The organism is Sulfitobacter sp. AS92 (genome assembly GCF_038900015.1).
Classification (GTDB): domain Bacteria; phylum Pseudomonadota; class Alphaproteobacteria; order Rhodobacterales; family Rhodobacteraceae; genus Sulfitobacter.
This window is the reverse complement of the sequence record NZ_JBBMQL010000004.1, coordinates 325,055-344,008: the sequence shown is the minus strand read 5'-3', so window position 1 is coordinate 344,008 and position 18,954 is coordinate 325,055. Positions and strand designations below refer to the sequence as shown.

At 60.5% G+C, this 18,954-nt stretch carries 17 protein-coding genes; 2 read left to right on the top strand and 15 right to left on the bottom strand.

The genetic code is table 11. The features are described from left to right. Positions 1-50 precede the first annotated feature (50 nt). The 14 genes from choV to dctP all read right to left on the bottom strand — a co-directional run bounded on the left by choV (position 51) and on the right by dctP (position 15,383). Positions 51-1,070: a choline ABC transporter ATP-binding protein gene (choV, locus tag WNY61_RS10680; RefSeq protein WP_342851421.1), complete on the bottom strand. Its 1,020-nt coding sequence runs from the start codon at positions 1,068-1,070 to the stop codon at positions 51-53. Continuing rightward, the gene (choW, locus tag WNY61_RS10675) at positions 1,067-1,900 is read right to left on the bottom strand and encodes a choline ABC transporter permease subunit (RefSeq protein WP_342851420.1); all 834 of its coding nucleotides are present in this window, start codon (positions 1,898-1,900) and stop codon (positions 1,067-1,069) included. The genes choV and choW overlap by 4 nt, the downstream gene beginning before the upstream one ends. A gap of 85 nt (positions 1,901-1,985) precedes the next feature. Beyond that, positions 1,986-2,906 (bottom strand): choline ABC transporter substrate-binding protein, encoded by a 921-nt coding sequence (gene choX, locus WNY61_RS10670; RefSeq protein ID WP_342851419.1) that lies wholly within the window; start codon positions 2,904-2,906, stop codon positions 1,986-1,988. A gap of 128 nt (positions 2,907-3,034) precedes the next feature. After that, entirely contained in the window at positions 3,035-4,657 is a 1,623-nt protein-coding gene (locus tag WNY61_RS10665; protein ID WP_342851418.1) for a caspase family protein, read from the bottom strand. A 120-nt stretch (positions 4,658-4,777) separates the two neighbouring features. Next, positions 4,778-5,173, bottom strand: a complete 396-nt coding sequence (locus WNY61_RS10660) for a Na+/H+ antiporter subunit G (RefSeq protein WP_342851417.1) — start codon at positions 5,171-5,173, stop codon at positions 4,778-4,780. After that, the gene (locus WNY61_RS10655; protein WP_007120048.1) at positions 5,170-5,457 is read right to left on the bottom strand and encodes a K+/H+ antiporter subunit F; all 288 of its coding nucleotides are present in this window, start codon (positions 5,455-5,457) and stop codon (positions 5,170-5,172) included. The genes WNY61_RS10660 and WNY61_RS10655 overlap by 4 nt, the downstream gene beginning before the upstream one ends. Continuing rightward, positions 5,454-5,954, bottom strand: coding sequence for a Na+/H+ antiporter subunit E (locus tag WNY61_RS10650; RefSeq protein ID WP_342851416.1), 501 nt, complete (start codon positions 5,952-5,954; stop codon positions 5,454-5,456). The genes WNY61_RS10655 and WNY61_RS10650 overlap by 4 nt, the downstream gene beginning before the upstream one ends. Position 5,955: 1 nt before the next feature. Continuing rightward, on the bottom strand, positions 5,956-7,500 hold the full coding sequence (locus WNY61_RS10645) for a monovalent cation/H+ antiporter subunit D (protein WP_342851415.1): 1,545 nt from the start codon (positions 7,498-7,500) through the stop codon (positions 5,956-5,958). Further along, on the bottom strand, positions 7,497-7,844 hold the full coding sequence (locus tag WNY61_RS10640) for a Na+/H+ antiporter subunit C (protein WP_007120051.1): 348 nt from the start codon (positions 7,842-7,844) through the stop codon (positions 7,497-7,499). The genes WNY61_RS10645 and WNY61_RS10640 overlap by 4 nt, the downstream gene beginning before the upstream one ends. Before the next feature lies 1 nt (position 7,845). After that, positions 7,846-10,704: a monovalent cation/H+ antiporter subunit A gene (locus WNY61_RS10635; RefSeq protein ID WP_342851414.1), complete on the bottom strand. Its 2,859-nt coding sequence runs from the start codon at positions 10,702-10,704 to the stop codon at positions 7,846-7,848. A gap of 212 nt (positions 10,705-10,916) precedes the next feature. Continuing rightward, on the bottom strand, positions 10,917-12,434 hold the full coding sequence (locus WNY61_RS10630) for a malonyl-CoA synthase (RefSeq protein ID WP_342851413.1): 1,518 nt from the start codon (positions 12,432-12,434) through the stop codon (positions 10,917-10,919). A gap of 157 nt (positions 12,435-12,591) precedes the next feature. Then, positions 12,592-13,908: a TRAP transporter large permease gene (locus WNY61_RS10625; RefSeq protein WP_342851412.1), complete on the bottom strand. Its 1,317-nt coding sequence runs from the start codon at positions 13,906-13,908 to the stop codon at positions 12,592-12,594. Between the two features lies 1 nt (position 13,909). After that, positions 13,910-14,404: a TRAP transporter small permease gene (locus tag WNY61_RS10620; protein WP_007120055.1), complete on the bottom strand. Its 495-nt coding sequence runs from the start codon at positions 14,402-14,404 to the stop codon at positions 13,910-13,912. 7 nt (positions 14,405-14,411) lie between these two features. Continuing rightward, entirely contained in the window at positions 14,412-15,383 is a 972-nt protein-coding gene (gene dctP, locus WNY61_RS10615) for a TRAP transporter substrate-binding protein DctP (RefSeq protein ID WP_342851411.1), read from the bottom strand. 227 nt (positions 15,384-15,610) lie between these two features. Here dctP and WNY61_RS10610 point away from each other — a divergent pair, with 227 nt between their 5' ends. Further along, positions 15,611-16,846, top strand: a complete 1,236-nt coding sequence (locus tag WNY61_RS10610) for a putative DNA modification/repair radical SAM protein (RefSeq protein WP_342851410.1) — start codon at positions 15,611-15,613, stop codon at positions 16,844-16,846. Next, positions 16,846-18,276, top strand: a complete 1,431-nt coding sequence (locus WNY61_RS10605; protein WP_342851409.1) for a UdgX family uracil-DNA binding protein — start codon at positions 16,846-16,848, stop codon at positions 18,274-18,276. Before WNY61_RS10610 ends, WNY61_RS10605 begins: the two co-directional genes overlap by 1 nt. On the opposite strand, the gene WNY61_RS10600 is transcribed toward WNY61_RS10605, so the two are convergent. Beyond that, complete coding sequence (locus WNY61_RS10600) at positions 18,273-18,911, bottom strand: SOS response-associated peptidase (protein WP_342851408.1); 639 nt, start codon at positions 18,909-18,911, stop codon at positions 18,273-18,275. The genes WNY61_RS10605 and WNY61_RS10600 overlap by 4 nt on opposite strands. Between the last annotated feature and the right edge of the window lie 43 nt (positions 18,912-18,954).

Here is an 18,954-nt window from a genome sequence, read left to right as displayed (position 1 = left end):
GCCCAGTCAAGCTGGGCGGCGCCGTTTTGCGTTCGTGTCAAACCCTAAACCTAGGCTTTGAGCCGGTCCACAATGCTATGCGCCGTGACCGTCCCGATCTGCGCGCCGTCTTCCATGACCTCAATCGCCGCATCGGCCCCGCGCAGACGGTCCATCAATTCACGCACCGGCGTCTCGGCTGAGGTTTCGCCTTGAGTGGGGGCACCATCGACAATGCCCATCACGTCACGCGCGGTCAGAACCTCAAGCGGGTTCATATTCGCCACGAACTCCGCCACATAATCCGACGCCGGGTTCGAGAAAATTTCGCGCGGGGTGCCGATCTGCACGATGCGGCCGCCCTCCATGATGGCGATGCGCCCGCCAAGCTTGAATGCTTCGTCAAGGTCATGACTAACAAAGATAATCGTACGGTTGAGTTCACGTTGCAAATCCAGCAGTTCATCTTGCAGCCGCGTGCGGATCAACGGGTCGAGCGCCGAAAAAGGCTCATCCATCAGCAAAATCGGCGCTTCGGTGGCAAAGGCGCGGGCAAGGCCCACACGCTGTTGCATCCCGCCCGAAAGCTCGCCAACTTTGCGGTCGGCCCAATCGCTCAGGCCCACCAGTTTCAACTGCCGCTCGGCACGCTCCAACCGCTCGGCCTTGGGCACATTCGACAGCTCTAACCCAAGCGCCACATTGTCGCGCACCGTGCGCCATGGCAGCAGGCCGAACTGCTGAAACACCATGGACACGCCCTCGCGGCGCACCCGGCGCAGCTCAGCTGGGTTGCTGCCATGAATGTCACAAGACCACCCTTCGGCATGCACATGCACCGTGCCGCGCACCATGGGGTTGAGCCCGTTTACCGCGCGCAAAAGCGTCGACTTGCCCGAGCCTGACAGGCCCATCAGCACAAGAATTTCACCATTCTCGACGCTCAACGAGCAGTCATGCACACCCAACACCTGCCCCGTCGCCGATTCAATCTCGGCGCGGCTCTGACCTTCGTCCATCAGCGGCAGGGCCTTCTCCGGCTTGTCGCCAAAGACGATGGATACGTTTTCGAATTCTACTGCTTTACTCATTTCCGTCCCACCCGCAGGATACGGTCGAGCATGATCGCCACGACGACGATCACCAACCCGGATTCAAATCCCAAGCCTGTGTTCACTTGGTTCAAGGCACGCACCACCGGCACACCTAAGCCATCTGCGCCGACTAGTGCTGCGATCACCACCATCGACAGCGACAGCATGATGGTCTGGTTCAGACCCGTCATGATCTGCGGCAAAGCATAGGGCAGCTCGATCTTCCACAGCGTCTGGCGCGGCTTGGCACCAAAGGCCTGCGCCGCCTCAAGCAACGCTTTGGGGGTCGAGGAAATGCCAAGCTGGGTCAACCGTATCGGCGCGGGCAGAACAAAGATTACTGTGGCGATCAAGCCGGGCACCATGCCGATGCCGAAAAAGACAATCGCAGGGATCAGGTAGACGAAGGTCGGCAGCGTTTGCATGAGATCAAGCACAGGGGCCACCCAAGCGTAAAGCCTAGGCCGGTGCGCCACGGCGATGCCGATCGGCACACCCACACCCATACAGACCACACAGGCTGAGAGCACCAGTGTCAGGCTCTCCATCGTCTCTTCCCAGTAGTCTTGGTTGAGGATGAACAGGAAACCCAACACCACAAAGGCCACGATTTTCCAATTGCGCTGAATGCCCCAAGTAATCGCCGCAAACACGGCAATCAGGATCAGTGGATGCGGCGTTTGCAGCACCCAAAGAATTGCGTCAATCAACCGTTCCATCAGGTCCGCCAGCCCATCAAAGAACCACGCCCCGTTGGTTTGCAGCCACTCCAGCGCAGTTTCGGCCACATCGGCCACGGGGATCTTGTTTTCTGTCAGCCAGTCCATGTCAGTCCTTCAGGCTTGGAGAATTGCGCATGAAAATGACCCGCCCCATCGCTTTGGGGCGGGTCTTTTCATCATCTCGCGAAAATCACTTCAGCGAAGCGACAGCTTCCATCGCGTCGCCACCGTCCACGGTTGTCACACCGTCAAGCCAAGTGCTGAGCACGTCCGAGTTCGCTTTGATCCACGCGGCTGCGGCCTCTTCGGCCTCTTCGCCGTCATCAAGGATCGCGCCCATGATCTCGTTTTCCATCTCAAGCGTGAACTCGAGGTTGTTCAGGAATTTGCCAAGGTTCGGGCATTCTTCAACAAAACCAGCACGGGTGTTGGTATAGACCGTCGCACCGCCCAGATCGGGGCCGAAAAAGTCATCGCCACCTTCCAGATAGGTCAACTCAAAGTTGGCGTTCATCGGGTGCGGTTCCCAGCCGAGGAAGACAACAGGCTCTTCCTTGCGGGTGGCGCGCTGGACTTGAGCCAACATGCCCTGCTCTGAAGATTCAACGACCTCAAACTCGCCCAGGTCAAAGGCGTTGTCGTCGATCATTGACTGGATCAGGCGGTTGCCGTCATTGCCCGGCTCAATGCCGTAAATCTTGCCTTCGAGCGCGTCCATATTGGCCGCGATATCGGCGAAAGTCTTGATGCCCATGTCGGCGGCGGCCTTGTTGACGGCCAGCGTGTATTTGGCACCCTCAAGGTTGGCCCGCACGGTGTCGACGCTGCCTTCCTCACGGTACTTCGCGATGTCGCCTTCCATGGTTGGCATCCAGTTGCCCAAGAACACGTCGATGTCGCCCGCGGCCATGGAGGTGTAGGTCACCGGCACGGCGAGAATTTTCGTCTCGGTGTCATATCCGAGCGCATCAAGCACGACCGAAGCGGCGGCGGTGGTCGCTGTGATATCGGTCCAGCCCACGTCGGAGAAGGTGACCTCGTTGCATTCAGCAGCAGCCAGCGAGGTCGCCGCTGTCATCGCCAAAACGGAAGTCGTAAGCAGTTTTTTCATTGGTGTTCTCCCTAGAGAAGTTTTTATTGACTGATGCGCCAATCAAAAGCCATCGGCCCTGATATTGCAACCGGATTAATTTTGCCAACTTAATTCAGGGCGAAAATCAATACTACTTGTTTCAAAGCTCACTCCCGTTCGGCCTGTTTTGGGCGCAAAACCGGCGTCACGTCGTCATCGGCGCCGGGCTCGGGTTTGGCGTTCACTTTCAGCGCCTCCGCAGGGCGTTCTTCGGCGGGCGTATCCTCGGGCGACGAAACCGCAGGCGTGGGCGTCTCTCCAACGGGGTCAGGAAGCTCTGTTTCTGTATTGTTTTCAGTAGCTTGACCCTGCATCTCTAATGCCTCCAAACCGAATGCCGCACGGATTGCAGCTTGGGTTCCGGCCCCGTAAAGACCGTCAATCGGGCCGTCGTAAAACCCGAAATCCGAAAGCTTGCGCTGCAGCGCCTTACGGGTGTCGCTGTTGAAAAGCTGAGGCTCATCTTGCATCAGGCCAAGCAACGTGCCGTCTCCGGCCCGCAGCGCGCGATAGAGATACAATGCAGCGTCTGCGGCCCCGCGACCGGGCACTTTACCGTCGTCGATCATCGCGGCAAAGTTGAACATGGCCGCAGGATGTCGCCTATCGGCTGCACGGCGAAAGTAATCAAGCGCGGCCTCGGGGTCGGGTTCTTGGCCAAGTTCACCCTGTAAATGAATGAACCCCAGGTCGTTCAGCGCCCCGGCATGGCCCCGCGCCGCAGCCGCTTGATAAAGCGCTAGGGCGCGCGCCTGATCCTGCGCCACGCCCCGCCCCTGCTCGTAAAGCTGTGCCAGCTGAAACCGCGCCTCGGGCGATCCGGTCGCTACTGCGCGTTGCAGGTTTTGCGCGGCGGTTTCAGGGTCATATCGCGGGTTATCGGGATCACTGAGCATAGCGGCCAAGCCTAATTGAGACCGGGTATCCCCGTTGCCCGCCAATTCAACCAAGTGCTCGCTTTGTGTGTCATCCAAGTCTGACCATTCGAGGCGCGGATCCTCCGCCCCTTTTACCGCCTCATACCCACCGATGAAGGTCGGCGTGGGGTTAAGCCGCCCAAAGCGGCGCGCGGAAAGGGTGCCACCGCTGCGGCTGCGCAGCGCGGCACGGAACCCATCCAGCATGGCACCGATCTCGACCTCCGGTTCGGCCAAGGCATCTGCCAGTGTCGCGGCAAAAATTCCGGGGCTTTCACCGCTATCGCCACAGGCGCCGACTTCTCCGGAGGTGATGACCAATGTCCCTTGGCGTGGTTCTGGCGGAGGCAACGGGCCTGTCATCTGAAGCGGGGCAGCGTGGCAATTGTCGAGCACAACCAGCCGTATCTCCCGCGCCTTGCCCGCCGCGCGCAACACCGCAGGCAGCGGCACTCCTTCCTTACGGAGCGCCGAAGCGGGGGCCAAAGGCGCGTCTATCGGGATCAGATAGCTTTCCCCGCCCGAAGCGATGCGGTGACCTGCATAGTAAATCAAAGCGATGTCCGCCGTTTCAGCCTGAAAGGCAAAATTGGAAAGGCCTTGTTTAAGGGCAGCACTTTCAACATCGATCAGCGTGGTGACATCAAACCCCTGCCCGCTGAGCGCCTCGGTCAACGCTTCGGCATCTGCGCGTGGGCCATCAGTTGCGGCCGCGCCCTCATAGGCGGACATGCCGATCACCATCGCCACGCGATCTTGGGCCGCGGCCGCGATGGGCAGGATCAGCATCAGTAGGATCGTGGTCAGACGCATAAAGCAGGCTCCTTTCGGGCAGCATCGGATTGGGCAGCACCGCCCATTAACCTATGCTGTCACGAAAAGGTTTCCACCATTGTAACAGTTTGAAGTGAATTCTATTGCTGGGCCGAAACCTCAAGCCTTCGGCGGCGTTTTTTCAGTCTCGCGGTCTTCTTCCGGTACGTTCAGCGTGGCCCATGTATCGCCATCGGGCAGTTCCGGCGGATTGAGCATACAGTCGCGACGGTGGATGTTCGCCTTGGCCATGAAATTGGCCGACACGGGCGCGGTGACAAAGACGAACGCCATGATCAAGAGCTCATGAAGTGAGCCTGTGCCCGACAGGAACGAGCTGACCATAGCGGCCAACAGATAGGCGCCGATCCCCAACGTGGCGGCCTTGGTCGGCGCATGCAATCGGGTCATCGGATCGTTCAACTTTAGCAAACCGATCCCAGCGACGACGACAAAGAAACTGCCGATGATTAACAAAACGGCGACGGCATAGGTGGCGATGATGTCGAGGCTCATTCGATGATATCTCCGCGCAGGACGAAACGGGCATAGGCCACTGTCGAGACAAAACCCAGCATGGCGATGATCAGCGCCGCTTCGAAGTAAATCTGTGTGCCTTGCAGGATGCCCAGCAATACGATGATGCCGATGGCATTGATGAACATCGTATCCAGCGCCAGAATGCGGTCCCCGGTGCCGGGGCCAATCCACAGTCGGATCATTGCCATGAACTGCGCGATGGCCACCAATACAAGCGCGCCATAGAGCGTGAGAGTGAGAAAATCACTTGCTTGGGTCACAGGAAAATCTCCTTCAGGCGGCGTTCATAACGGTCTTTGATTTCATCGCGGACCGCGTCAGGATCGGGTGCGTCCAGCGCATGGACCAAAAGGTAGCGCCCATTGTCCGACAGATCAGCCGAGACGGTGCCGGGCGTCAAGGTGATGGTGCCAGCCAGAATGCTGATCGCTTCGGGCTCTTTAAGGTCCAACGGAATGACAACCCAAGCGGGCGACATGCTGGCGTTAGATTTGGTCAGGATAATCCATGCCACTTGGATATTGGCGATGATGATGTCCCACAGGACCAAGATCACATAGGCGATCATGCGCAGTGGCCGGATGCCTTGGGGCCGGTCGGTCCACCAACGCGCGGTCAGAACCGGGATCACGATGCCAAGGATCAGGCCAAAGACGAGCATGCCCGCGCTGAATTTGTTTTGCAGCAGGACCCAGACCACTGTCAGCAGCAGGGTCAGAAACGGGTGCGGCAAGAGCCAACGGATAGGTCGCATCATATCAATGGGCCTCCTCTTTGCCGTCCGGCAGCTTGCCGGGGGTCTCTAGCACGGTGCTCAGATAGCGCTCCGGGCCGAACAATTGTTTTGAGATCGCCGTGGCATATTGCGTGGCCGGGCCCGCCAGCAGCGTATGCGCGACCAGCAGCGCCAGCAGGCCGCCCACTGCGACATAGCTCAGCGCCGATGGCGCCTCGGCCGGGGTGGCTCCCTCTTCCGGCACAATGCTGCGGGATTTCCAAAAGACCATGCTGCCCGCGCGGCCAAAACCGACAAGGCTCAAAAGGCTCGCGCCCAAGATCACGGCCCAGATCCAGACCCAATAATCATTCTCGGCAGCGGCATCCATGATCAGCAATTTGCCCAGAAAGCCCGAAAGTGGCGGCACACCGACCATGGCGATGGCGGCAACGAAGAACAGCGCCGAGGTCAGCTTGGCCCCCGCCACCTGCGGCTGCGCTGTCAGATCAAGGTTGCTTCGCCCCGCCCGCGCCAGATCGGCAATCAGGAACAGCGCGCCCGCCGCCAGCGTCGAGTGCACGATATAGTAGAGCGCCGCGGCGATCCCTTCGGGGGTGAACAGCGCGATAGAGATCATAACCATCCCCATGGAGCCGATCACCGAAAAGGCAACCATACGGTCCAGCTGCTTGGCCGCCAACACACCGATCATGCCAAGCGCTAGAGAGACCAGCGCGGCAGGCAGCAGCCAAGTGGTGTGCAAGTCCGCCGTGGCGGCAAGGTCCGGCGGGAAGATCAGCGTATAGACGCGGATGATCGCATAGGCGCCGACCTTGGTCATGATCGCGAACAGCGCCGCCACCGGGCCGGGTGCTTCGGCATAGCTGGAGGGCAGCCAGAAGTGCAGCGGCACCACGGCCGCTTTGACTGCAAAGACCATCAAGAGCAGCACCGCCGCGATGCGAATACCCACCGTCTCGCCTGCGTCGATCAGGGCCACACGCTGCGCCAAATCGGCCATATTGAGCGTGCCCGTCTCGGCATAGATCGCGCCAAGGGCAAAGAGAAACAGCGTCGAGCCAAGCAGGTTATAAAGCACATATTGCACCCCTGCCCGCAGCCGGAGCGTGCCCCCGCCGTGGATCATCAGCCCGTAGGATGCGATCAGCAGCACTTCGAAAAAGACGAAAAGGTTGAAAAGGTCGCCCGTCAGGAACGCCCCCATGATCCCCATCAATTGGAACTGAAACAGCGCATGAAAATGCCGCCCGCGTTCGTCCCATTTCGAGCCGATCACATAGAGCAGCACAAACAGCGCCAGCACCGCCGTCAGCGTCACCATCAGCGTCGACAGACGGTCGCCGACCAGCACGATCCCAAAGGGCGCGGCCCAATCGCTCAGTTGATAGAGCATCACATTGCCGCTCGACGCTTCAACCGAGAGGCCCAGCCCCACGGCGACCAGCGCCAGCGCCCCAAACAACGATAACACCCGCTGGATGGTGATGTGATACCGCGCAGCCAACACGATGAAAGGTGCCAAAAAGGCGGGCAGCACGATGGGCAGGATCAGCCAATGGGTCATGTGCGGTCCTCCGCCTTTGTATCAATCAGCGGATCATCGACATGATCGTCATTGCCCCCGAGATAAGCGCCGAGCGCGATCATCACCACCACGGCAGTCATGCCGAAAGAGATGACGATGGCCGTCAGCACCAAAGCCTGCGGCAACGGATCGGTATAGCGCGCAGCATCCGTCAGGATCGGCGGCGCGCCGACGGTCAGACGGCCTGAGGCGAACAGGAATACGTTCACCGCATAGGTCAGCAGCGATGTGCCCATGATGACCGGAAAGCTCCGCAAACGCAGCACAAGATAGAGGCCAGAAGCCGTCAGGATGCCGATGGCAGAAGCGACGAGAAGTTCCATATTATGCCTCCGCCTTGGTGGTGTCTTCGCGGGATGGGTCAATGTCCATCGGGTGATCCGCCTCTGGCACATGGGCACGGCGTGCAAGCCGTGAGAAGCTTTCAAGCGTCAGCATCACGGCGCCCACGACCGCGAGGAAAACGCCAAGATCAAAGAGCGCCGCCGTGGCCAGTTCGAACTTTTCGAAAGGTGGAATGCGCACATAGGTGAAATCCGAGGTCAGGAAGGGTTTGCCAAAGAACCATGACCCAATGCCCGTGAGCCCCGCGATCAGCACGCCGGTGCCGATGATCCCATGGTAAGGATAGCGCAGTCGCGCCGAGGCCCATGCAAAGCCACTGGCCATATATTGCATCACCACGGCGATCGAGACGATCAGACCAGCGATAAACCCGCCACCCGGCTCGTTATGGCCGCGCAGGAAGATGTAGAAACCCACCATCAGCACCACTGGCATGATGACGCGGGTCATGACCACCATCATCATCGGGTGCCGGTCCCCTGCCCGCGGCTGGTCTGGCTTGCGGTTAAGCAAGCGCGCCCGAACGGGGCCCGACAGCAGCGTTTCGGTCAGCGCGTAGATCAGCAGGGCCGCGATGCCCAAGACGATGATCTCGCCATAGGTGTCAAAGCCCCGGAAATCGACGAGGATCACGTTGACCACATTTGTGCCGCCGCCGCCTTTGTAGGCGTTGGCGAGGTGGAACTCGGAAATGCTCGGCGCCACGGTGTCGCGCAGGAGGTAGTGATAGGACAGCGCCATGGTCGCCAGACCAGCACCGACCGACACAACCACATCACGGCTGCGGCGCAGCACGCTGCTTTCAATGGGTGTGTGATTGGGCAGGAAGTTCAGCGCCAACAGCAGCAAGATGATCGTGACCACCTCAACCGTCAGCTGGGTCATCGCCAAGTCAGGTGCGCTGAAGAAGACGAAACCAGCCGAGACGATCAAGCCGACGATGCCGATCAGGATCAGCGACAGCAGGCGGTTGCGGTGCAGGAACACAAGGCCACCTGCCGCCGCGACCAACATCAGCCAGCCCGCGATCTGCACCGCGTTGGTCGGCTGCACCGCACGGGTTGCCACCCCGACGGTGCCGGTGGCCCAAGCGTAATAGCCCACTGCCACGACCGTTACCGCCATAATCGCGGCATAGCGCGAGAACGCCCCATTGTGCAGCCGCAGCGAAATCGCCTGCGACAGGCCGACGAACGCTGCGATGATACGGTCAAAGATCGACTTGGCCTCGGGCCGCGGCGTTGCATCCCAAAGACGCAGAAGCGGGGTGAAGAGCGCCAGCAGGATCAGGCCACCGACAACGGCGATGATCGACATGTAAAGCGCCGGGCCCAACCCGTGCCAAATCTTGAAATGCGCCGAAGGCATCTCGGCTGCGCCGCCGAGGACCGACGCGGTCACCAGCTTGACGAACGGCTCGGCCAAGAAAGGTGCGAAGCCGATCACCACCACGGGAATGATCAGCAGCGCGGGCGGCAGCCACAGACCGGGTTTGGGATCATGCGGATGGTCGGGATAGTCGTCACGCTCTTTGCCCAAGAAGACATGGCCGATCAGACGGAAGCTATAGGCCGCCGAGAAAAGCGCGCCGAAGGTCGCAAGCCCCGGCACCAGCCACGGCATGTCAAACAGCGTGGTGTGCAGGGTTTCCTCCAGCATCATTTCTTTCGACAGGAAGCCGTTGAGCAACGGAATACCCGCCATCGACAGCGCCGCCAGCGTGGCAATCACAAAGGTCACCGGCATCAAATGCCGCAGCCCGCCCAACCGGCGGATATCGCGCGTATGCACCGCGTGATCGACGATCCCCGCCGACATAAAGAGCGCCGCCTTAAAGGTCGCGTGGTTTAGGATATGAAATACCGCCGCCATCGCACCAAAGGCCGTGCCGGTGCCCAAAAGCATGGTGATCAGACCAAGGTGGCTGACGGTCGAAAAGGCCAACAGCGCCTTCAGGTCATGTTTAAACAGCGCAATCACCGCGCCCAGCACCATGGTGATCAGCCCCGCCGTCGTGACGATGACAAACCATTCAGGCGTGCCCGAAAGCACCGGCCACATGCGCGCCATCAGGAAAATGCCCGCCTTCACCATCGTGGCGGAGTGCAGATAGGCCGACACGGGCGTCGGCGCGGCCATGGCGTGGGGCAACCAGAAGTGAAACGGGAATTGCGCGGATTTAGTGAAACAGCCCAGCAGGATGAGGATCAGCGCGGGCAGATAGAGCGGCGAGGCTTGGATCAGCTCGCGGTTTTCCAAGATCACGCTCAGGTCATAGCTGCCGACGACCTGACCCAGCAGCAACATGCCACCGATCATCGCAAGGCCGCCCATGCCGGTCACGGTCAGCGCCATACGCGCGCCTTGGCGACCTTCGGACAGGTGCTTCCAATAGCCGATCAGCAGGAAAGATGACAGCGAGGTCAGCTCCCAGAAGATCAGTAGGATCAATACGTTATCGCTTAGAACAATACCCACCATCGCGCCTTGGAACAGCAGCAGATAGGTAAAGAATTCACCCATATGATCGTCGCGCGACAGGTAAGACCGCGCATAGGCGATGATCAACAGACCGATGCCGAGGATCAGGCAGGCAAAGAAAAAGCCCAAACTGTCGAGCATCAAGGTCATGTTCAGACCAAGCTGCGGGATCCAATCGACCCGCGCGGTGACCAACTCTCCGGCCAGCACGGCGGGCAGATGTGTGAGCAAGCCAATCAATGCCACCAGCGTCACCATGAAGGTCACCCCGGCACAGGCCTGACGTCCTGCGGAATTCATCAGTCCGGGCAACAATGCACCAAGGAAAGGCAAAGCAACGATAAGGAAGAGGGACACGCGAACTCCTGATCTGGCGGACTGAAAGGTCATCACCTTCTGGAGAAATTTGCCCGGCACCTCAAGCGAAACCGGGCATTAACGGCCAGTTTGTCGCAGGTTACGGCTCCGCGGCGGGCGCGTGGCGCTCAGGTAAGCGCCAATTCCACGCAAGGCCAAACGCCGTCCAGGTGTCAGCCCCCTCCCCGCCCATGCCCGTTAACCCATGCCCCTTAACTTGTCTGAAACAAATCCCGATAGGTTTCGCGCAGGACGTTCTTTTGCACCTTCCCCATCGTATTGCGGGGCAGCTCTGGCAGGACGATCAATTTGCGCGGCTGTTTGAACTTGGCCAGCGATGCAGCCACATCCGTTGCGATCCGATCAAGGTCCAGTTCCGCTCCTTTGCGCGCCACCAATACGGCCACCACGCTTTCGCCAAAATCGGGATGCGGCACGCCGATCACCGCGCTTTCCAGCACACCGCGCTGGTCGTCGAGCAGCAGTTCGACCTCTTTGGGGTAGATGTTGTAACCGCCCGAGATGATCAGGTCTTTGTCGCGCCCAACGATGCTCACGTAGCCATCCGCATCGCGCCGCCCCAGATCGCCGGTGATAAAGAACCCGTCTTCGCGCAGTTCTTGGGCAGTTTTTTCGGGCATCTGCCAATAGCCTTTGAACACATTCGGGCCACGCACTTCGATGCTGCCGATCTCTCCGTCCGGGAGGGTCGCGCCGGTCTTGGGGTCGGTGATCTTGAGTTCGACATCCGGCAGCGGGAAACCAACGGTGCCCGCGCGGCGCTCGCCTTCATAGGGGTTCGAGGTGTTCATATTGGTCTCGGTCATGCCGTAACGTTCGAGGATGCGGTGGCCGGTGCGTTCCTCAAAATCGACATGGGTTTCGGCCAAAAGCGGTGCCGAACCAGAGATGAACAGCCGCATGTTCGCCGTCGTCTCACGGGTGAAAATCGCATCGTCCAAAAGCCGGGTGTAGAAGGTCGGCACGCCCATCATCGCGGTGGCGTGGGGCATCCGTTCTATCAGCCGGTCAATGTCGAGCTTGGGCAGGAAGATCATCGCGCCCCCCGCTACCAGCGTCACATTCGTCGCTACGAACAGACCATGGGTGTGAAAAATTGGCAGCGCGTGCAGCAGCACGTCACTTGCGGTAAAGCGCCACAGATCGGCCAACGTCTGCGCGTTCGACAAAAGGTTTGCCTGCGTCAGCATCGCCCCCTTCGAGCGCCCCGTGGTGCCCGAGGTATAGAGGAAGGCTGCAAGGTCATCGGCGTCCCGTGCCACAGTCTCAAAGTTATCGGAGGCCGAGGTCGCACGATCCGCAAAGCTGCCGTCGTTATCCGCCCCCAACGTCTCAAGCTGACAACCCGCCGCCTTGGCCACCGGAGCCATCTCATTGCGGCGCGCAGGCTGGCAGACAAAGGCTGCCGCCCCGCTGTCGGTCACGAAATAGCGTACCTCATCCGCGGTATAGGCGGTATTGAGCGGCAAAAAGATCACCCCGGCCTGCACGCAAGCAGCATAGAGCGCCAATGCGTCGGCGGATTTATCGATCTGCACCGCGAGCCGGTCACCCGGCTTTAGGCCAAGATCGGTCAGCACATGGGCAAACCGCGCAGCGCGCCCAAGGAAGCCCGCGTGGGTCAGCACGACCCCGCCTTCGAGATGCAGAAAGGCCGTCGTCTTTCCGGCGTGACGGCCGAACAATGCGTCATAAAGGGGGTTTGGCATCACGGTACTCCTCGCGTTCTTCGTTAAGAAGATGACAAGCGCATTACACCGGGCAATGCAAGCGTTTGACGCGAAGCCCGCCAGCCGAAGATCGGGAAAACGCGATGCGGGCCAATGTCTTGCGGGGCGGCGTTCACGCGCCGCCCCGTTTTAGGTATTAGCGGCCCATCAGGCTCGGCAGCCAAGTCGCAATCTCTGGCAGCCAAACAATCAGCGCCAAAACGAAGAGTTTGATCAGCAGGAACGGCATGACCGACGCATAGATCTGCGGCATCCGGATTTCAGGCGGCGCCACGCCCCGCATGACGAATAGCAGCAGGCCAAAGGGCGGTGTCAGCAAGCCGATCTCCATGGTCAGCAGATAGACCACGCCAAGGGTCAGCTCATTGATCTCCATCGCCCCTGCCAGCGGCACGAAGACCGGTACGGTGACCATCAGCATTGAAACCTGATCAATGAAACAGCCCAGAAAGAGCAGGATCGCGATCATCCCCAAAAGCACCATCAGCGGCGTCGGATCGACAGCGTTGATCGCGTTGATCAAGCCATTGGTAGCGCCCGAGAATGACAACACCTGCGCGAAGGTCTGGCTGGCCGCAATGATGAACAGGATCATCACCGAAAGCTTTAGCGTCTCCATCAGCGCGCGGCCCATCTTCTCCCAACTCAGCGCGCGGTAAGCCGCACCGATGATCACGGCGGTGATGCTGCCGAGAGCCGCACTTTCCGTGGGTGTGGCGATGCCCGCCAGCAAGGATCCGATCACCACAGCAAAGAGAACCGACAGCGGCAGCACATAAATCGCGAAAGGCGTCCAGCGCTCACGGAGGGTCATTTCCTCGTAGACATCTGGCGGCGCCACCTTCGGGTCCAGCACACTGCGCCCCACCACATAAACCACAAAGAGCACCGCCAGCAGCAGCGCAGGCAGCACACCCGCAATCAGCAGCCCGGCGATGGAAATCCCCGCGAGCGAGCCCACCAGAACCGCCAGCGCCGAAGGCGGGATCAGCATGGCAATCGCGCCGGAGGCCATGATCGGCCCCATCGCCATCGACGGGTGATAGCCGCGTTTCAGCATCCCCGGCAGCAGCGTGCCGCCCAGCATCGCGGTATTGGCGATGGTCGAGCCGGAGAGGGCTGCAAAAATAGTGCCACCAAAGATCGTCACGACCGACATGCGGCCCGGAATGCGCGTCACCACCCGCTCGATCGCGTCAATGGCGCGATGCGCGACCCCGGTTTGAAACAGGATCTCTCCCATCAGAATAAACAGCGGTATCGGCGCGAGCTGGAAGTTCGCGACCGACTGCGCCGAGTTGCGCGCCAGTTGCAGGATGCCGCGGTCTCCGCCCAGCACGAAATACGCCCCCACGGTCGTCACGGCGATAAAGGCAAAGGCGACCGGCAAGCCGATCAGCAGCAAAACCGCCAATCCGCCCAGCATCAAGGTAAGTGTCAGGCCCCAATCCATGTCAAAGACCACTCAAGCTACGCTCGGCCGTTTCCGGATAGAGCAGACGACGGATAAAGATAATCGTGCAAAGTGCCAGCGACAGCGGCACAAAGGCCAGCATCCACCACTCAGGGATCACGAAAGACGTGCGGATCATCGACCCGCGCGCGGCAGAGGCCAGCACAGCTTGCAACCCGTACCAGCCCAGCACCCCTGCCGTCACCGCGCCAATGGCGCTGGTCAGGCGGGTCAAAGCATAGGCAGTGCGTTGCGACAGGTTGCTGGTGATCAGATCAACCTTCACATGCCCGCCGATTGACAGCACCCAAGGCGCGCCCAGAAAGGTGGCAATCATCAACGCATATTGGATAGCATCCAGCGCGCCATAGACCACCGGCAGCCCCAGATTGCGCAGCACCACGTTGATCGCGATAAACACCGCGATCACCCCGAGGATACCGGCCGAAAAAACGGCCAGCCCCCGGAGTGTCCGGTCAAACAGTGTTGAGATCATCGGGCGATCACTTGGTCATGCAGGCGCGCATCTGCTGCGCAAGTTCGGCATCGACCTCTTCGACCGCAGCCCAACCGGCATCGCGCGCGGCATTGGTCCAGGTTTCGGCATCGGCATCGCTGAAGGTGATCGTTTCAATCCCGGCTTCGGCCTGTGCCGCGTATTCCGAAGCGTTGCGGTCGGCGTTGTCGTTGTTAAGCTCTTCCATCCAAGCCGCACCTTCTTCCAGCTTGGCGCGCTGTTCGTCCGTCAGGGAGTTCCATGTGTCGAGGTTCACCAGAGTGTTCACGTCGACATTGTAAAAGCTCGGATCGACACGGTATTTCGTCTGCTCGTCCCAACCCAAATCCAGTACGCCTTGGCTCGGCCAGCCGTAACCGTCAATCGCCCCGCGCTCCAGCGCGCTATAGACTTCGCCCGGCGCGGTGCGCACCAGATTGGCGCCCAGTTGCGTGAACATCGCCTGATAGACCGGCGTGGTGCGGATGGTCAGACCGCTGAGGTCCGGCCCCTCGACCGGTTTGGTCAGATAGAGGTGATAGCCGATCCCGTCGCCGCCGTGGCCGAGGTATTTGACGTTCATCTGCTCTTGGTGGATGCGGTCGACCAATTCGTAGCAGCCATTCTCGCGCTGCTCTTGAATGGTGTTTTCCGCCAGATGCAGCGCGTCGCCCGTGGGCAGCAGGTTGGGGTAATAGGCCGTGGTGTTGTTGGCGATATCGACAACGCCAGATTGCACCGCATTGCCTAATTCAAAGGGCGGCACAGCTTCGGGGCCGCCGACCATATTGATCTGAACGACGCCTTTGCCATTCTCGTTAATCCAATCAACAAAGGATTCAAACTCGCGGCTGAAGGCGGTGCCACGGGTAAAGGCCGACACGGCGCGCAGGGTCACTTCTTCGGCGCTGGCGGTGCTGGTGGTGGCGATGGTGCTCACGGCAAAGAGTGCCGCGCTGAGCGTGGTTGTTGTTTTCATGATCGTCTCCCAGTTGTGATCAAAGGCCCGCGATCTTTGCCCCGGTGCCCTCGTATGCATATGCATAATATGTATCTGCATGTAATTCGTAGCGACAAGAATTCGCCACGTCAATTTAAACTCTCGTCCTCCTGCTCCCGCGCTCACATTGGCGGTCCTTTGCGCAAATTGTCGCGGCATTAAGATAGATTAATGACGGCGCCGCGTTGAGAACATATATAGAACACATGGCAAAACAGACACTCGATCAAAAACTGGCGATTCTCAGCGATGCGGCGAAATACGACGCCTCCTGCGCCTCCTCCGGCTCGACCAAACGCGACTCGCGCGATGGCAAAGGGCTGGGCTCAAACGAAGGCAGCGGCATCTGCCACGCATACGCCCCCGACGGGCGGTGCATCAGTCTGCTCAAGATCCTGATGACCAATTTCTGCATCTACGATTGTAGCTATTGCATCAACCGCGTGTCCTCGAATGTCGACCGGGCGCGGTTCAGCGTGGATGAGGTGGTGAAGCTCACCATCGAATTCTACCGCCGCAACTATATCGAGGGGCTGTTCCTGTCCTCCGGCGTGATCCGCTCGCCCGATGCGACCATGTCCGACATGGTGCAGATCGCGCGCAAGCTCCGGCACGAGGAGAACTTTCGTGGCTATATCCACCTCAAGACCATCCCCGACGCCTCGCCCGAGTTGATCGAAGAAGCTGGTCTTCTGGCGGACCGCCTATCGATCAACGTCGAACTGCCGACTGATAGCGCGGTCGAGCAATATGCGCCGGAAAAGAAGCCCGAGCAGATCCGCCGGGCCATGGCGAATGTGCGGATGGTCAAGGACGCCAGCAAAGAGAAATCCTTCACCGGCAAGCGCCCGCCCCGCTTTGCTCCTGCGGGCCAGTCCACCCAGATGATCATCGGCGCAGATGGGTCAAACGACGCGACCGTGTTGGGCCAATCGACGCGGCTTTACTCCAGCTACAAGCTGAAACGCGTCTATTACTCCGCCTTTTCGCCCATTCCCGACAGTTCTGCCAAGCTGCCACTGATCCGCCCGCCTTTGCAACGCGAGCATCGGCTCTATCAGGCCGATTGGCTGCTGCGCTTCTATGATTTTCAACTGGACGAGATCACCTCCGTCACCCGCGACGGCAACCTTGATCTTGAGATCGACCCTAAACTCGCGTGGGCGCTGGTCCACCGCGAACACTTCCCGCTCGACGTAAACCGCGCCAGCCGCGAGATGCTGCTGCGGGTGCCGGGTTTTGGCGTGAAAACGGTGAACCGTATCCTCGCCACACGGCGGCACCGTAGCTTGCGCTACGAAGACCTGACCCGCATGGGCGCGTCGATGAAAAAGGCCCGTGCGTTCATCACTGCCGGAGGCTGGACACCGGGCGGGCTGACCGACAGCGCCAACCTGCGCGCGCGCTTTGCCCCGCCGCCCGAACAGTTGACCTTGTTCTGATGCACCGCGTTTCCTTGCCCCCCATCGGCACCGCGAAAGCGTGGCGCGAGGCTGCGCGCGGTTTTCTGGCCGCTGGCGTGCCGCCCGAGCAAATCCTTTGGGGGGATCACGCCGCGGCTCCTGATCTGTTCGGCGGGGAAAGCCAGCCCCCCTCAGGCGGGAAGGTCTCGGTCCCGCGCAGCTTTATCTCTATGGCCGAGACCGCCGTCTGGCATAGCGACCCTGAGCGTTTTGCCCGGCTCTATGCTTTTTTATGGCGGGTGAAAGACGCGCCGCATCTGATGTCGGACCGGGGCGATGCCGACCTAGCGGTGCTGCGGCAGATGGAAAAAAACGTGCGCCGCTGTCAGCACAAGATGAAAGCCTTCGTCCGCTTCCGAGAGATCGGCGCGCCCGATGCCCCGCGCCGCAGTTTCGCGGCATGGTTCGAGCCCACGCATCACACGGTGGAGCCGACGGCGGATTTCTTCGTGCGGCGGTTTTCGGACATGGACTGGCGTATCCTGACGCCCGATGTCTCGGCGATTTTCGAGAATGGCACGCTGAGTTTTCAAGAAGGCCACAGCAAGCCCGATCTGCCCGAAGACGCGGGCGAGCAGCTTTGGATCACCTACTTCCAGAACATCTTTAACCCCGCCCGCCTGATGGTGAAGGCGATGCAGTCCGAGATGCCCAAGAAATACTGGAAGAACATGCCCGAAGCCGCCTTCATCCCCCAGATGATTGCCGAAGCCCCCGCCCGCGCCCGCGCCATGGCCGAAGCGGCGCCAACCCTTCCCCCGGTGCGCATGAACCGGGTGCAAGCGCAGCTTTCGGCCTTCGATTCCGCATGGGATGGCCCGATGGAGGAACTGCCCACCGCCATCCGCGCCTGCACCCGCTGCCCGCTGCATTGCCACGCCACCCAAGCCGTGCCGGGCGAAGGGCCGCGCGAGGCCGATCTGATGGTGGTCGGCGAGCAGCCGGGCGATCAGGAGGATCTTGCGGGTCGTCCCTTTATCGGCCCCGCTGGACAGATGTTCAACCGTATCGCCGGAGAGGCTGGGCTGGATCGCGAGGCGGCTTTCGTCACCAATGCGGTCAAACACTTCAAATTCACTGCCCGTGGCAAGCGCCGCATTCACCAGCGACCTGATACGCCCGAGATTGACCAGTGCCGCTGGTGGATGAACGCCGAAGTGGCGCAAGTGCAGCCCAAGCTGATCCTTGCTATGGGCGCCACGGCGGCGCAGAGCCTTACCGGCAAGGGCGCGGGCATCCTGAAACGGCGCGGCACGATCGAGGCGGGGCCAGAAGGCATCCCTGTGTTGATCACCCTGCATCCCTCCTACCTCTTGCGCGTGCCGGACCCGACGCTGCGCGAGGAGGCCACGGCGCAATTCCGTTCTGATCTGGCGATGGCCGCGCGAATGATGGCCGAGGCGGCTTAATCCTCGGGGTCGATGACCTGTAACGTCCCATCCGGCAGGGGTTGTTGCAGCGTCCCCAAATCGGCGGTCTCGACGCTGAGCCATGTCCGCACCGCTTCGGGTGTGGTCAGGATCACCGGCATCGCCTTGGGATGCACCGCGCCGACCTCGGCATTGGCCTCGGTGGTCAGAAAACCATAGAGATTGTCGGTGGTCTCGCCGTCTTTAAGCTTGCGCACGGAGGTCCACTGCGTCCAAATCCCGGCGAAAAACGCCAGCGGGCGGTCTTCGTCCAGCGCGAACCAAACCGGGCGCGAGGGCTGGCCGGGGCGGTTATGCGGCTCTGAAAAACTGGTGAAAGGCACAACGCAGCGATGCTCTGCCCCCAGCCAACGCCGCCAGTGGGGCGAGCCGATGTTGCGCACGTTGGTGACGCCGCGATCGGTCTTCTTGCCCTTAAGCGCAAAGGCAGGCGACGGCAGCCCCCACCGCATCATGCTGAGCACCAGCCCCTCTGCACCGCCGCGCACCACAGGAGCGCTGTAATCTGGATAAATGCCGGGCATCGGCGGCAGGTTGCCCGCTTGGTCGTCGATACCGTCGAACCAGCCGCGGATCGCGTCTTGGCCCTTGGTCAGGGAATAGAGATTGCACATGGATCAGGCCCCTTTGCCGCCGTGGTTGCGCTCAGTAGATGCG

Bases quoted from the DNA above. Each gene is read 5' to 3' on its own strand.
- WNY61_RS10645 (WP_342851415.1), bottom strand. From the start codon at position 7,500: ATGACCCATTGGCTGATCCTGCCCATCGTGCTGCCCGCCTTTTTGGCA.
- choV (WP_342851421.1), bottom strand. From the start codon at position 1,070: ATGAGTAAAGCAGTAGAATTCGAAAACGTATCCATCGTCTTTGGCGAC.
- WNY61_RS10640 (WP_007120051.1), bottom strand. From the start codon at position 7,844: ATGGAACTTCTCGTCGCTTCTGCCATCGGCATCCTGACGGCTTCTGGC.
- choW (WP_342851420.1), bottom strand. From the start codon at position 1,900: ATGGACTGGCTGACAGAAAACAAGATCCCCGTGGCCGATGTGGCCGAA.
- choX (WP_342851419.1), bottom strand. From the start codon at position 2,906: ATGAAAAAACTGCTTACGACTTCCGTTTTGGCGATGACAGCGGCGACC.
- WNY61_RS10630 (WP_342851413.1), bottom strand. From the start codon at position 12,434: ATGCCAAACCCCCTTTATGACGCATTGTTCGGCCGTCACGCCGGAAAG.
- WNY61_RS10665 (WP_342851418.1), bottom strand. From the start codon at position 4,657: ATGCGTCTGACCACGATCCTACTGATGCTGATCCTGCCCATCGCGGCC.
- WNY61_RS10605 (WP_342851409.1), top strand. From the start codon at position 16,846: ATGCACCGCGTTTCCTTGCCCCCCATCGGCACCGCGAAAGCGTGGCGC.
- WNY61_RS10610 (WP_342851410.1), top strand. From the start codon at position 15,611: ATGGCAAAACAGACACTCGATCAAAAACTGGCGATTCTCAGCGATGCG.
- WNY61_RS10625 (WP_342851412.1), bottom strand. From the start codon at position 13,908: ATGGATTGGGGCCTGACACTTACCTTGATGCTGGGCGGATTGGCGGTT.
- WNY61_RS10650 (WP_342851416.1), bottom strand. From the start codon at position 5,954: ATGATGCGACCTATCCGTTGGCTCTTGCCGCACCCGTTTCTGACCCTG.
- WNY61_RS10620 (WP_007120055.1), bottom strand. From the start codon at position 14,404: ATGATCTCAACACTGTTTGACCGGACACTCCGGGGGCTGGCCGTTTTT.
- WNY61_RS10660 (WP_342851417.1), bottom strand. From the start codon at position 5,173: ATGAGCCTCGACATCATCGCCACCTATGCCGTCGCCGTTTTGTTAATC.
- WNY61_RS10600 (WP_342851408.1), bottom strand. From the start codon at position 18,911: ATGTGCAATCTCTATTCCCTGACCAAGGGCCAAGACGCGATCCGCGGC.
- dctP (WP_342851411.1), bottom strand. From the start codon at position 15,383: ATGAAAACAACAACCACGCTCAGCGCGGCACTCTTTGCCGTGAGCACC.